Origin of the sequence: Streptomyces sp. NBC_01717 (assembly GCF_036248255.1) — a bacterium.
Classification (GTDB): domain Bacteria; phylum Actinomycetota; class Actinomycetes; order Streptomycetales; family Streptomycetaceae; genus Streptomyces.
Map to the genome: position 1 here is coordinate 4,692,100 of NZ_CP109178.1, position 13,945 is coordinate 4,706,044.

Here is a 13,945-nt window from a genome sequence, read left to right on the forward strand (position 1 = left end):
GCTCCGCCCTCAATCGCCGGGCGGGCTCGATGTGCCGGGTGGTGGTGTGTCCGGCGGTGTCGCCGGGTCGGGTGGGGTGGAGGGGGGCGGTGGGTTCGGGTCGGGGCTGTAGCCCTTGCGGAGTTCGCCGAGGACGCCGAAGGCCGCGGCGCACGCCGGTACCGCCAGCAGCATCCCCAGCAGGCCCGCCACGCTCGCCCCCGCGGTCAGCGCGATCATGATCATGGCCGGGTGCATCTGGACCGTACGGCTCTGGATCACCGGCTGAAGCACGTGCCCCTCCAGCACCTGGACCGCGAGCACCACTCCGAGCGCCCAGAGCGCGATCACGACTCCCCGGTCCGCCAACGCGACCAGGATGGCGACAGCGCCCGAGAGGAACGCGCCGAGGTACGGGATGTACGCGCCGACGAAGACCAGCGCCCCGAGCCCCACCGCGCCCGGCACCCGCAGGATCAGCAGGCCGACGGTGATGCAGACGGCATCGATCAGCGCGATGAACGTGGTGCCGCGCATGAAGCCCTCGACGGCCTCGAAGGCCCGCCGCCCCATCGCCTCGACCAGCTCACCGGTGCCGCGCGGGGCGACGGTGTGGGCAAGGTCCACGGCCCGGTCGGAGTCGCGCAGGAAGAAGAAGGTCAGCAGCAGGGCGAGGACGCCGGTCGCGATCAGTGAGCCGACCAGGCTGATCCCGGTCAGCAGCCCGCCCGCGGCGCTTGCGCCGAACTTCTCGACGAGCTTCTGCGCGTTGGCGGCCAGGTCGTCCACATTGATGTCGCGCGCGAACCCGAAGTGGTCGATGACCCACTGACCGGCGTCCTTCAGCGACTGGACGATCTGGCCGCCGGTGTCGATGAGCGCGGTGACGACGATGTACCCGGCGCCGCCGCCCACCGCGACGAGCAGCGCGCAGGTGAGCCCGGCGGCCACCGATCGGTTCACCCGGTGGTCGGCCAGCCAGCGGTGGACGGGGCCGAGCAACGCCGTACCGAGCAGGGCGAGCAGGACGGGTGTGACCGCGGTCTTGAAGACGATGCACAACCAGATCGCGACCGCGGCGACACCGGTGACCAGCAGAATTACGGCGCACCACGCCGCTGTCCGCCGCGCGGCGTCGGGCAGGAGGGGCTTTTGGGTATGCACCCTCCCACCCGATCACGGTGCGGCGGTCATGTCCCGCCTGCACGGCCGTACGGGTGACGGACCGTCAGCGCGGCTCTTGCCGCAGGGTCACTCACCCATGCCGTGGACCGCGGGCACGGTGCCGAGACGGCCGGCCTGGAAGTCCTCGAACGCCTGCTTCAGTTCGGCCTGGCTGTTCATGACGAACGGCCCGTAGTGCGCCATCGGCTCCCGGATCGGACGGCCGCCGAGCAGCACGACCTCCAGGTCCGGGGTGTTGCCGTCCTGCTTCTCGTCCGCGCGGACGGTCAACGAGGATCCGGCGCCGAAGACCGCGGTCTGCCCCATGTGGACGGGGCGGCGCTCCTCACCGACCGTGCCGCGGCCGGCCATCACGTACGCGAGTCCGTTGAAGTCCTCGCGCCACGGCAGGGTCACCTCGGCGCCGGGGCGCACGGTGGCGTGGACCATCGTGATCGGGGTGTGGGTGACGCCCGGGCCCTCGTGACCGTCGAGCTCACCGGCGATGACGCGGAGCAGCGCGCCGCCGTCCGGGGAGGCGAGGAGCTGGACCTGGCCGCCGCGGATGTCCTGGTAGCGGGGAGCCATCATCTTGTCGGCCTTGGGCAGGTTCACCCAGAGCTGGAGGCCGTGGAAGAGACCGCCCGACATGACGAGGGACTCCGGCGGGGCCTCGATGTGGAGGAGGCCGGATCCGGCCGTCATCCACTGGGTGTCACCGTTGCGGATGGTGCCGCCGCCGCCGTTGCTGTCCTGGTGGATGAAGGTGCCGTCGATGATGTACGTGACGGTCTCGAAGCCGCGGTGGGGGTGCCAGGGAGTGCCCTTGGGCTCGCCCGGCGCGTACTCCACCTCGCCCATCTGGTCCATCATGATGAACGGGTCGAGGTACTTGTAGTTGATCCCGGCGAACGCGCGGCGAACCGGGAAGCCTTCGCCCTCGAATCCGCTCGGCGCCGTGGTGACGGCGAGCACGGGACGGGCCGTGGCGTCGCCCGAGGCGGCGACCTTGGGCAGGGTCAGTGGATTTTCGACGGTCACTGCGGGCATGGGAGCCACCTCCGGGATTGTTCTGGCTTCAATTTAGTTGAACAGTGAACATCTCGCAAGGGGCTCCGCATTCCCGGCGCGTCGCATGCAGCAGGAGGGGCCCGTACCTCAGCGGTACGGGCCCCTCCTGGCGTCGGAAGGCCGGCGGTCAGCCGTCTGCGGCGATGGTCTAGCCGTACATGCGGCGCATCGCGAAGTCGACCATCTGCTCCACGGCCTTGGCGTCGAAGACCATGCGGTGCTCGCCCTCCATGTCGAGGACGAAGCCGTAGCCGGTGGGCAGCAGATCGATCACCTCGGCGCCGGTGATCACGAAGTACTTGGACTCCTTGCCTGCGTACAGCCGCAGCTCCTTGAGCGTGGTGAACATGGGGATCACCGGCTGCTGGGTGTTGTGCAGGGCGAGGAAGCCGGGGTTGTCGCCGCGCGGGCAGTAGACCTTCGAGGTCGCGAAGATCTGCTGGAAGTCCTCGGCGGACAGGGATCCGGTGGTGAAGGCCCGTACCGCGTCACCGAGGGAGGGCGGCGAGGGTTCGGGATACAGCGGCTGCTCGCCGTAGCCGCCACCCATCTGCTGCTGTGCACCCTGGTTCTGGTCGTAGCCGTACATACCCCAAAGAGTAATGGGACACATCCACCCCTCGAGGGGTTGCGTCTTATTACTCACGGGTAGCATCATCTGGGAGGTCAGCTGATATGCCTACCGCCAGCTCGTCGCCCGCCCGGCCCTCACCCCTTGACCGGGGCGCTGCGCGCCACTGCTATTGATTACGGAGCCTTCCCATGGGGCACTACAAGTCGAATCTCCGCGACATCGAGTTCAACCTCTTCGAGGTCCTCGGGCGCGACAAGCTGTACGGCACCGGCCCGTTCGCCGAGATGGACGTCGAGACGGCGAAGAGCATCCTCGACGAGGTCGCCCGCCTCGCGGAGAACGAGCTGGCCGATTCCTTCGCCGACGCCGACCGCAACCCGCCGGTCTTCGACCCGGAGACCAACACGGCGCCGGTCCCGGAGACGTTCAAGAAGTCGTACCAGGCGTTCATGGACTCCGAGTACTGGCGCCTGGGCCTGCCCGAGGAGATCGGCGGCACGACCTCCCCGCGCTCCCTGATCTGGTCCTACGCGGAGCTGCTGCTCGGCTCGAACCCGGCCATCTGGATGTACTCCTCGGGCCCGGCGTTCGCCGGCATCCTCTTCGATGAGGGCAACGAGGCGCAGAAGAAGATCGCCGAGATCGCCGTCGAGAAGCAGTGGGGCTCGACGATGGTGCTGACCGAGCCGGACGCCGGTTCGGACGTCGGCGCGGGCCGCACGAAGGCCGTCGAGCAGGAGGACGGCTCCTGGCACATCGAGGGTGTGAAGCGCTTCATCACCTCGGGCGAGCACGACATGTCCGAGAACATCATTCACTACGTGCTGGCCCGCCCCGAGGGCGCGGGTCCGGGCACGAAGGGTCTGTCGCTCTTCATGGTCCCGAAGTTCCACTTCGACTGGACCACCGGTGAACTGGGCGAGCGCAACGGCGTGTACGCGACGAACGTCGAGCACAAGATGGGCCTCAAGGCGTCCAACACGTGCGAGATGACGTTCGGCGACCAGCACCCCGCCAAGGGCTGGCTGATCGGCGACAAGCACGACGGCATCCGCCAGATGTTCCGCATCATCGAGTTCGCCCGGATGATGGTCGGCACGAAGGCCATCGCCACCCTCTCGACGGGGTACCTGAACGCGCTGGAGTACGCCAAGGAGCGGGTCCAGGGCACCGACCTGGCGAACTTCATGGACAAGACCGCGCCCAAGGTCACCATCACGCACCACCCCGACGTGCGCCGCTCGCTGATGACGCAGAAGGCGTACGCGGAGGGCATGCGCTCCCTCGTGCTGTACACCGCCTCCGTCCAGGACGCGATCCAGGAGAAGGAGGCCGCCGGCGAGGACGCGAAGGCGCTGCACGGCCTCAACGACCTGCTGCTCCCGATCGTCAAGGGCTACGGCTCCGAGAAGTCGTACGAACAGCTGGCGCAGTCGCTCCAGACGTTCGGCGGCTCCGGGTACCTCCAGGAGTACCCGATCGAGCAGTACATCCGGGATGCCAAGATCGACACCCTCTACGAGGGCACCACGGCGATCCAGGGCCAGGACTTCTTCTTCCGGAAGATCGTCCGCGACCAGGGTGCCTCGCTCAACGCGCTGTCCGAGGAGATCAAGAAGTTCCTCGCCGGCGCCCAGGGCAACGAGGAGCTGTCCGGTGCGCTGGACTCGCTCGCCAAGGCGGCCGTGGACCTGGAGGCGATCGTCGGCACGATGATCACCGACCTCACCGCGACCGGCGAGGACGTCAAGAACATCTACAAGGTCGGCCTGAACACCACCCGCCTGCTCCTGGCCTCCGGCGATGTCGTCGTCGGCTACCTGCTGCTGAAGGGCGCGGCCGTGGCGGCCGAGAAGCTGCCGACCGCCTCCGCGAAGGATGTCGCCTTCTACCAGGGCAAGATCGCCGCGGCGAAGTTCTTCGCCGCCAACGTCCTGCCGGGCGTCTCGGCCGAGCGCGCGCTCGCCGAGGCGGTCGACGGTTCGCTGATGGAGCTGGACGAGGCCGCGTTCTAGCCTTCGCCCCACAGCGTCGGTCAACGAGGCGCCGCCACCCGAATGCTTTCGGGTGGCGGCGCTTTCGTATCGTCACGCCGCCTGTGGCGAGGACAGGTCCGGTAAACACCCAGGCTGCCCGCCTCGAACCTCGATCTTGCCGGTCCTTATGATCGGCATCCGTATCCGCCGGGGGGCACCCTTCGCCACCGTGATCGCGGAACGCGCGCAACAGGCGCAGGACGGCACGAAGCCGTCGGCGGTGACGGCCGCGGGATAGGTACGGGCCGGGGTGGCGGTACGCGGATTCTTCCCGGCCCATCGTCGTTACAGTGAAGAACATGAGTTCTCCCCTCCGCTTCGACCGCGGCCACACCGACGACCTGATGGCCTTCCTGATGGCCAGCCCCTCCCCGTACCACGCCGTGGCCACCGCCGCGGCGCGGCTGGAGAAGGCCGGCTTCCGGCAGGTCGAGGAGACCGCGGCCTGGGACGCGTCCACCGGTGGGAAGTACGTGCTGCGCGGCGGGGCGATCATCGCCTGGTACGTGCCGGAGGGCGCCGGGGCGCACACCCCGTTCCGGATCGCCGGGGCGCACACCGACTCGCCGAATCTGCGCGTGAAGCCGCTGCCCGACACGGGGTCGTACGGCTGGCGGCAGATCGCTGTCGAGGTGTACGGCGGCACCCTGCTCAACACCTGGCTGGACCGGGACCTCGGCCTCGCGGGCCGGATCAGCCTGCGCGACGGCACGCACCGGCTGGTCAACATCGACCGGCCGCTGCTGCGCGTTCCTCAACTGGCCGTGCATCTGGACCGGTCGGCCAACACCGACGGTCTCAAGCTCGACCGGCAGAAGCACATGCAGCCGATCTGGGGGCTCGGGGACGTCGAGGAGGGCGACCTGATCCGGTTCGTCGCCGAGGAGGCGGGCGTCGGCGCCGAGGACGTGACCGGCTGGGACCTGATGCCGCACGCCGTGGAGCCGCCGGCCTACCTGGGCCGGGACCGCGAACTGCTGGCCGGGCCGCGGATGGACAACCTGCTCTCCGTGCACGCGGCGACGGCCGCGCTCGCCGCCGTCGCCGGACAACCGGACGACGAGATTCCGTACATCCCGGTGCTGGCCGCGTTCGACCACGAGGAGAACGGTTCGCAGTCGGACACCGGCGCGGACGGACCGCTGCTCGGCACGGTGCTGGAGCGCTCCGTCTTCGCCCGTGGCGGCACGTACGAGGACCGCGCCCGGGCCTTCGCGGGGACCGTCTGTCTCTCCTCCGACACCGGTCACGCGATCCACCCCAACTACGGCGAGCGCCACGACCCGACACACCACCCGGTGGCGAACGGCGGGCCGATCCTCAAGGTCAACGTCAACATGCGCTACGCGACGGACGGCAGCGGCCGGGCCGTGTTCGCGGCAGCGTGCGAGAAGGCGGGCGTGCCGTGGCAGACGTTCGTCTCCAACAACTCGATGCCCTGCGGCACGACGATCGGCCCGATCACCGCGGCCCGGCACGGCATCCAGACCGTGGACATCGGCGTCGCGATCCTGTCGATGCACAGTGCGCGTGAGCTGTGCGGCGCGGACGACCCGTATCTGCTGGCGAACGCGCTGGCGGCGTTCCTGGCGGGCTGATCCGCCTTCCGCACATGGTTGTTGCCGGGCCGGGTACGCGATCCGTACACGGCCCGGAGCCTCCGGGCCGCCGAGGAGGCGTGACCCATGGGACTCGGAGGATTTATCATCCTCATCGCCGTCGGAGCGATACTCACCTTCGCCACCGACTGGCAGATGGACAGCGTCAATGTCGACCTGGTCGGCTGGATCATGATGATCGTCGGCATCATCGGAGTCTTCGTCTACGCGAGCATCGCTCGGCGCCGCCGGATGGTCGTACCACCCAGCACCACGGTCGTGTCCGAGGACGAGCGCCGCGGAATCTGAACCGAATTCCGGCCTCTTTGCTGTTGCGGCACAGCTCACGTCGGTTCGGCGGGCCCCCGGGCAGTGATCTCAGTTCATTGCCCGGGGGCGGAGTGACAGCTCCGCAACGGCGCCGACGACTTCTGAACCCGTCGGCCCGTCAGGCCTGCTCGTCCATCCCGGCGAGCACCAGCGGCAGCCGCGACGTCCCCTGCGCACTCACGCGGACGGGGACGCCCCAGTCCTGCTGGTGGACGTGGCAGGCCGGGTACTCGTTCGCCGGGTCGTCGTCACAGGACGCCGCCATCGCGGACACATGCAGGACGCCTTCGGTGACGCCGTCGGCCAGGACCAGGTCGCGGAAGAGATCCGTGCCGGGGCCGGCGCCCTCCGCCAGCAGCTCGGGCGGGGTCGACGAGACCAGCAGCCGGGTCGAGGGACCGTACCGGGTGTCCAGCTTCTGACCGGCGGGCGCCTGGAAGACCACGTCCAGCCGGAGCGTGCCGGGCGCGATCTCGGTGGCCGCGCGCTGGGTGCGGTGCGCCTGGTCGGCGACGCGTACGGCCTCCTCGGGCAGCCGCAGCCGGGTCAGCCGGTGCCGGGCGGACTCGACGACGACGAGATCGCCGTCGACCACCACGGCATCGCTCGGCTCGCGCAGATCCGTGGCCAGCGTGGTGACCTCGCGGGTGGCGGGGTCGTAACGGCGCAGGGCGTGGTTGTACGTGTCGCTGACGGCGACGGACCCGTCGGGCAGCGCGGTCACGCCCAGCGGGTGCTGGAAGAGCGCCTGGTCGGCGGCGCCGTCGCGGTGACCGAAGTCGAAGAGGCCGGTGCCGACGGCCGTGTGCACGGTCCCGTCCCGGTCCACGTACCGCAGCGCGGACGTCTCCGAGTCGGCGACCCAGAGCCGTTCGCCGTCGGCCGAGGCGGCAAGTCCGGACGGCTGGGCGAACCAGGCCTCGTCTGCCGGACCGTCGACAAGTCCTTCGTTGGTCGTGCCCGCGGCGACCTGCACGGTTCCGGACTCGGGGTCGTACGACCACAGCTGGTGGACACCTGCCATGGCGATCCACAGCCGGTCGGCGAACCAGGCGACGTCCCACGGGGAGGAGAGGTCGACCTCCCGCGCCGGACCGGACGTCGGAGAGCCCCGCCACCACTGGTGGCCGGTGCCCGCAAGGGTCGTCGTCACCCCCGTCGTGAGGTCGAGGGCGCGGATGGCGTGGTTGACGGTGTCGGCGACGGCGATCCGGCCGTCGGGCAGCACGGCGAGCCCCTGCGGCTCACTGAACCGGACCTCGTCGGGCGCGCCGTCCGCGAGCCCACGGTCCCCGGTGCCGAAGTGACGGCGGACCGTCTCACCGTCCCGTTCGATCTCGACGAGGCGGTGGCGGGTGGTGTCGGAGACGAGGAAGCCGCCGTCCGGCAGCAGCAGGGCCTTGCCGGGGAAGCGCAGATGCGTGGCGACGGGCTCGGGCGCCACGTACGGTCCGTCGCCGCGGCGCAGCGTGCCCTTCGCGGCGTGCTCGGCCTCCAGCTCCTCGACGAGCTTCTCGATGGCGTGCGCATGGCCCTCGCCGGCGTGCTGGGCGACGACATAGCCCTCGGGGTCGATGACGACGAGCGTCGGCCAGGCGCGTACGGCGTACTGCTTCCAGGTGGCGAGCTCGGGGTCGTCGAGGACGGGGTGGTGGACCTCGTACCGCTCGACGGCGTCGACGACGGCCTGGTGCTCGGCCTCGTGGACGAACTTCGGCGAATGCACGCCGATGATCACCACGGTGTCGCGGTGCTTCTCCTCCAGCTCGCGCAGCTCATCGAGGACATGCAGACAGTTCACACAGCAGAACGTCCAAAAATCCAGAATGACGATGCGTCCCCGCAGGTCAACGAGGGTGTATTGCTGGTCACCGGTATTGAGCCAGCCACCCTTGCCGACCAGCTCGGGGGCCCTGACGCGCGTACGTGTTGCCATGTGAACAGTCAACATCACCGTGGTGCGTCCGCATTCCGGAGGGTCTCAGGCATAGCAGAGGTCTCACACGCCCCAGGGAGTCCCACCGGACGTTTCACGTGAAACCGGGCCCTGTCCGACGCTGGGGCGAGGCCCGGTCCGACGGATGCATCAGCGGATGCCAGACGGTGGTGCGAGTCCGGTCCGACCGATGTGTCAGCGGCCGTTCGACGGCGGGGCAAGACCCAGCCGTCGGTCCTTGAGCGCCGGGAACTGCTCCCGCGTGGCGGTGACCCCAGCCGGGTCGAACTCCACGGTGAGCACCTCCTCGTCCGCGCCCGCCTCGGCGAGCACCTCGCCCCACGGGTCGACGGCGATGCTGTGCCCGGCCTGCTCGACCCCGGCGTGGGTACCGGCGGTGCCGACGGCCAGGACGTACGCCTGGTTCTCGACGGCGCGTGCCTGGGCCAGCAGCGTCCAGTGGGCGCGGCGCCGCTCCGGCCAGCCCGCCGGGATGACGAGCGTCTGCGCGCCCGCGTCGACCAGGCCGCGGAACAGTTCGGGGAAGCGAAGGTCGTAGCAGGTGGCGAGGCCGAGCGTGGTCTGCGGCAGGGCGACCGTCACGAGGTCCTCGCCGGCGCCCATCATCACCGCCTCGCCCTTGTCGAAGCCGAAGCGGTGGATCTTTCGGTAGGCGGCTGCCCGCTCGCCCTCCGGGGTGAAGACCAGCGAGGTGTTGTAGAGCGTGCCGTCGTCGGCGCGCTCCACGAAGGAGCCGGCGTGCAGCCAGACTCCGGCGTCGGCCGCGGCCTTCGCCATCAGGTCGTGGGTGGGCCCGCGGAGCGGCTCGGCCTCGTCGGCGAAGGCGGTGTACGCGAACGCGCCGACCGGCCAGAGTTCGGGGAGGACCACCAGATCGGCGCCACGCTGGTCCGACACCAACGACGCCACGCGATCCCTGCGGGAATTGACGGATTCGTCCGGGTCTACTGCGATCTGGATGAGGGAGGCGCGCACACTACCACCGTCCTGGCATTCGAGCCGTCAACACGGGCCTACGATCGTCACACGAAAGCACTGCCGGGGTGCCTGCTCGCAGCGTAACTTAGCGACCGAACCTCCCACGCAGCCCGCAGCCGCCGCCCGCCGACCGCGCCCAGCAGTCCAGCCCATGCACCGCAGAACCGCACGAGGGGTCCCGTGACCGTCCATCCCAGCCTCCAGACCTACGCCGATGCCTGGACCCACTCCGTCGAGTCGATAGCCGAGCTGGTGAAGCCGCTCGCCGAGGGGGAGTGGAACCGCCGTACACCGTGCCCCGGTTGGTCGGTGCGCGACATCGTCTCGCACATCATCGGCATGGAGTGCGAGCAGCTCGGCGATCCGCGGCCGATCCACACGCTGCCGCGCGATCTCTACCACGTACAGAACGACTTCACCCGCTACATGGAGATGCAGGTCGACGTGCGGCGCCACCACACCGCACCCGAGATGACCTCCGAGCTGGAGTACACGATCATCCGCCGCTCCCGTCAGCTGCGGAACGAGTCCCGTGACCCGGAGACCATGACCCGCGCGCCGCTCGGCGCCGAGCAGACCCTGGAACTGGCGCTGCGGATGCGGGCCTTCGACGTCTGGGTGCACGAGCAGGACCTGCGGACGACGCTGGGTGCGCCCGGCAACCTGGACTCCCCCGGAGCCACCATCGCCCGGGACACGCTGCTCGCCGCGCTGCCGAAGGTGGTCGCCAAGGACGCGGGTGCACAGCCCAATTCGGCGGTCGTGCTCGATGTGCACGGGCCGGTGGAGTTCCTGCGCACGGTCAGGGTCGACGCGGACGGTCGTGGTTCGGTGGACGGTTCACCTTCGCTGGGGCCCGCGGTGACGCTGTCGATGGACTGGGAGACCTACGTCCGGCTCGCCTGCGGTCGGGTTCGCCCGGCGGCGGTCGCGGACCGCATCAAGGTCGAGGGCGACCAGGACCTGGCGACGGCGATCCTGCAGAACTTCGCCGTGACGCCGTAACAGCACGGTCGGCGGCGCCCGTCTTTCGTGAAGTGAAGAGACGGGCGCGCCGCCGAGCCGGCTGCCGCAGGGGTCACGCGGGCACGTGCACGGCCTCCACGCGGCTGATCACATGGTGGTTCCGCTCCCGCAGCGTGGCGCGGGCGTGCAGACGCAGAATCTGGACGACCCCGAACACCTCCAGCACGAAGACGGAGGCGAAGGCGATGCTGTAGTTGTCGCCCGTCGCGTCGAGCAGCACACCGACGGCGAACAGGGTGGTCATCGAGGCGGTGAAGCCGCCCATGTTGACGATCCCCGAAGCGGTGCCCTGCCGCTCCGGCGGGTTGGCCGGGCGCGCGAAGTCGAAGCCGATCATCGAGGCGGGACCGCAGGCGCCGAGCACCACGCAGAGCGTGACCAGCAGCCACATCGGCGCATGGTCGCCCGGGTACAGGATGGCCGACGCCCACAGGACGGCGGTCACCGCGACCGTGCCGAGGGCCAGCGGGGCGCGCGCGGCATGGTGGCGGGCGATGACCTGCCCGTAGACGAGGCCGACGGCCATGTTGGAGAGCACCACCAGGGTGAGCAGCTCACCGGCGGTGGACCGGCTCAGTCCCTGCGCCTCCACCAGGAACGGCATCCCCCACAGCAGCAGGAACACCATGGCCGGGAACTGCGTGGTGAAGTGCACCCACATCCCGAGCCGGGTGCCGGGTTCCCGCCACGCGGCGGCGATCTGCTTGCGTACGTACGCCCCGCCGGCGTGCTCGACGGGCGGCGGTTCGTGCCCCTCCGGGTGGTCCTTCAGGAAGAGGAGCAGCAGCACCAGCACCACGACCCCGGCGACCGCGCTGCCCGCGAACGTGGCGGTCCAGCCGAAGCCGTGGAGGGCGCGGGCGATGAAGAGCGTGGAGACGAGGTTGCCCGCCATGCCGAAGAGCGCGGCGATCTGACCGATCAGCGGCCCGCGCCGGGCCGGGAACCAGCGGGCGCCGAGCCGCAGCACGCTGATGAACGTCATCGCGTCGCCGCAGCCGAGCAGCGCACGGGAGGCCAGCGCCGTGGCGTACGACGGGGAGAGCGCGAAGCCGAGCTGCCCGACGGTGAACAGGACGGCCCCGATGGTGAGGACCTTCTTGGTGCCGAGCCGGTCGACCATCAGGCCGACAGGTATCTGCATGCCCGCGTAGACGAGCAGTTGAAGGATGGAGAACGTCGACAGGGCGGACGCGTTGACGCCGAACCGGTCGGCGGCGTCCAGGCCGGCGACCCCGAGGCTCGTACGGAAGATGATCGCGACGAAGTAGACGGCGACACCGATGCCCCAGACCCGGGCGGCACGCCGGCCGCCGGGCGGATCACCGGGCAGGGACAGGGTGGGAGCGGCGGCAGAGCTCACCGGTCCTCACCCCGGACCAGCACCTTGACCCGGCTGACGTGGCGCCGTACGACCTGTGCGGCACCGTCCGCGTCACCGGCCCTGATCGCGTCCAGCAGCTCGCCGTGCTCGGTGATGTTGGCGGCGATCCTGTCGGGGTGCGCCTCCATCACGGCGACGCCCATCCGCAACTGCCGGTCGCGCAGCTGGTCGTAGAGGCGCGAGAGGATCTCGTTGCCCGCGTTGCGCACGATCTCGGCGTGGAAGCAGCGGTCCGCGACCGAGACGGCTGCGAGGTCGCCGGCCGCCACGTGCTGCCGCTGCTCGTCGAGCAGCTCCTCCAGCCGGGAGATCAGCTTCGCCGAGGCAGGCACGGCCTTGCGGGCGGCGAACTCCTCGACCAGCAGCCGGGTCTCGACCACGTCCGCGATCTCCTGCGCGGAGACGGCGAGCACCAGGGCCCCCTTCTTCGGGTAGAGCTTGATCAGCCCTTCGACCTCCAGCCGCAGCAGTGCCTCGCGCACCGGGGTCCGGGAGACTCCGACGGCCTCCGCCAGGTCCCCTTCGGTGAGCAGCGTCCCGCCCTCGTACCGGCGGTCGAGCACCGCCTGCTTGATGTGGGTGTAGACGCGCTCGGCGGCGGGCGGCTGTTTGACGGGCGGGCGGGTCACGGCAGGGGGTGCGGCAGGCATGCACACAGCATAGATACAACATGCGTGCATGCTGGGACAGCGTCCGGGATCTGGACGGTAAAGCCCCGGAAATTACCTCGGGAATCGGCACATCCATCCGCCCGTCTCATGAGTCTCACCACCGAGCGGCACCTTCATGTAGCCGCATTCCAGGGGCATTTGGAGCGTTCAAGTTGAAAATCGGCATTAAGGGCATAAACCGTGTATCCGCCACTGTCACCGTGGCCCTGACCGCGGGTGCCGTCCTTGCAGGCAGCGTCTTCGCTGCCACGGCGCAGGCCGCCACGCCGCCCACACCCACGATCGTCGCCAAGGGCGGCTACGTGATGAACAACGGCACCGCGAAGACTCTCTTCACGAAGGCCGCGGACACCCGTCGCTCCACCGGTTCCACCACCAAGATCATGACCGCCAAGGTGGTGCTGGCGCAGAAGAACCTGAACCTGGATTCCAAGGTCACGATCCAGAAGGCGTACAGCGACTACATCGTCTCCAAGGGCGCCTCGTCGGCCCACCTGATCGTCGGCGACAAGGTCACCGTCCGCCAGCTTCTGTACGGGCTGATGCTGCCGTCCGGCTGCGACGCCGCGTACGCCCTCGCCGACAAGTTCGGCACCGGCACCTCCCGCTCGGCCCGCGTGAAGTCGTTCATCGGCAAGATGAACGCCTCCGCCAAGTCCCTCGGCCTGAAGAACACCCACTTCGACTCGTTCGACGGCATAGGGAACGGCTCGAACTACTCGACGCCGCGCGACCTGACGAAGATCGCCAGCAGTGCGATGAAGAACTCCACGTTCCGCGCGGTCGTGAAGACCAAGTCGACCAAGCAGAAGGTCACCACGAAGAGCGGCGGCTACCGCTACATGTCGTGGTCCAACACCAACACGATGCTCAGCAGCTACAGCGGCGCGATCGGCGTGAAGACCGGTTCCGGTCCTTCGGCCAAGTACTGCCTGGTCTTCGCCGCGACCCGGAACGGCAAGACGGTCATCGGCACCGTGCTCGCCTCCACGAGCGCGACCGCCCGCACCTCGGACATGAAGAAGATCATGGACTACTCCTTCAAGAAGTAGTCCTTCATCCCGCACCCGGGACACCAGGAGGGGCCTGCCGCGCACTGCGGCGGGTCCCTTCCCGTACCCGGGCCCTCCCCGCCATCCGGCCTGAAAGGGCAACACGGACTTGACCAGCATTTCTC

General features: G+C 69.3%; 12 protein-coding genes. 5 read left to right on the forward strand and 7 right to left on the reverse strand.

Translation table 11 applies throughout. The features are described 5' to 3' along the window. Window positions 1-9: 9 nt before the first annotated feature. The 3 genes from OHB49_RS21235 to OHB49_RS21245 all read right to left on the reverse strand — a co-directional run bounded on the left by OHB49_RS21235 (window position 10) and on the right by OHB49_RS21245 (window position 2,803). The gene (locus OHB49_RS21235) at window positions 10-1,143 is read right to left on the reverse strand and encodes an AI-2E family transporter (protein ID WP_329162201.1); all 1,134 of its coding nucleotides are present in this window, start codon (window positions 1,141-1,143) and stop codon (window positions 10-12) included. Between the two features lie 87 nt (window positions 1,144-1,230). Next, entirely contained in the window at window positions 1,231-2,193 is a 963-nt protein-coding gene (locus OHB49_RS21240; protein ID WP_313938310.1) for a pirin family protein, read from the reverse strand. 169 nt (window positions 2,194-2,362) lie between these two features. Then, the gene (locus tag OHB49_RS21245) at window positions 2,363-2,803 is read right to left on the reverse strand and encodes an SseB family protein (protein WP_030930244.1); all 441 of its coding nucleotides are present in this window, start codon (window positions 2,801-2,803) and stop codon (window positions 2,363-2,365) included. Between the two features lie 173 nt (window positions 2,804-2,976). On the opposite strand from OHB49_RS21245, the gene OHB49_RS21250 reads away from it, so the two are divergent. The 3 genes from OHB49_RS21250 to OHB49_RS21260 all read left to right on the forward strand — a co-directional run bounded on the left by OHB49_RS21250 (window position 2,977) and on the right by OHB49_RS21260 (window position 6,731). Then, window positions 2,977-4,803 carry an acyl-CoA dehydrogenase gene (locus tag OHB49_RS21250; protein ID WP_030972547.1) on the forward strand — a complete coding sequence of 609 codons (1,827 nt, stop codon included), beginning with the start codon at window positions 2,977-2,979 and terminating at the stop codon, window positions 4,801-4,803. Between the two features lie 320 nt (window positions 4,804-5,123). Further along, window positions 5,124-6,422, forward strand: coding sequence for a M18 family aminopeptidase (locus OHB49_RS21255; RefSeq protein WP_030972545.1), 1,299 nt, complete (start codon window positions 5,124-5,126; stop codon window positions 6,420-6,422). Between the two features lie 87 nt (window positions 6,423-6,509). Next, a complete protein-coding gene (locus OHB49_RS21260; protein WP_030972543.1) occupies window positions 6,510-6,731 on the forward strand; it encodes a DUF6458 family protein in 222 nt (73 codons plus the stop codon). Between the two features lie 139 nt (window positions 6,732-6,870). Here OHB49_RS21260 and OHB49_RS21265 read toward each other — a convergent pair whose 3' ends face one another. Both OHB49_RS21265 and OHB49_RS21270 read right to left on the reverse strand, forming a co-directional pair. Beyond that, window positions 6,871-8,688 carry an NHL domain-containing thioredoxin family protein gene (locus OHB49_RS21265; RefSeq protein ID WP_329162208.1) on the reverse strand — a complete coding sequence of 606 codons (1,818 nt, stop codon included), beginning with the start codon at window positions 8,686-8,688 and terminating at the stop codon, window positions 6,871-6,873. A gap of 195 nt (window positions 8,689-8,883) precedes the next feature. Further along, window positions 8,884-9,684 carry a carbon-nitrogen family hydrolase gene (locus OHB49_RS21270; protein WP_329162211.1) on the reverse strand — a complete coding sequence of 267 codons (801 nt, stop codon included), beginning with the start codon at window positions 9,682-9,684 and terminating at the stop codon, window positions 8,884-8,886. Between the two features lie 183 nt (window positions 9,685-9,867). Here OHB49_RS21270 and OHB49_RS21275 point away from each other — a divergent pair, with 183 nt between their 5' ends. Beyond that, window positions 9,868-10,692: a maleylpyruvate isomerase family mycothiol-dependent enzyme gene (locus OHB49_RS21275; RefSeq protein WP_329162212.1), complete on the forward strand. Its 825-nt coding sequence runs from the start codon at window positions 9,868-9,870 to the stop codon at window positions 10,690-10,692. Window positions 10,693-10,765: 73 nt separating this feature from the next. Here the strand turns inward: OHB49_RS21275 and OHB49_RS21280 are convergent, their stop codons facing one another. Then, window positions 10,766-12,076 carry an MFS transporter gene (locus OHB49_RS21280; RefSeq protein WP_329162213.1) on the reverse strand — a complete coding sequence of 437 codons (1,311 nt, stop codon included), beginning with the start codon at window positions 12,074-12,076 and terminating at the stop codon, window positions 10,766-10,768. Then, window positions 12,073-12,747, reverse strand: a complete 675-nt coding sequence (locus tag OHB49_RS21285) for a GntR family transcriptional regulator (RefSeq protein ID WP_030930267.1) — start codon at window positions 12,745-12,747, stop codon at window positions 12,073-12,075. Before OHB49_RS21285 ends, OHB49_RS21280 begins: the two co-directional genes overlap by 4 nt. Window positions 12,748-12,920: 173 nt before the next feature. On the opposite strand from OHB49_RS21285, the gene OHB49_RS21290 reads away from it, so the two are divergent. After that, window positions 12,921-13,820, forward strand: a complete 900-nt coding sequence (locus tag OHB49_RS21290; RefSeq protein ID WP_329162215.1) for a D-alanyl-D-alanine carboxypeptidase family protein — start codon at window positions 12,921-12,923, stop codon at window positions 13,818-13,820. The last annotated feature ends 125 nt before the right edge of the window (window positions 13,821-13,945 follow it).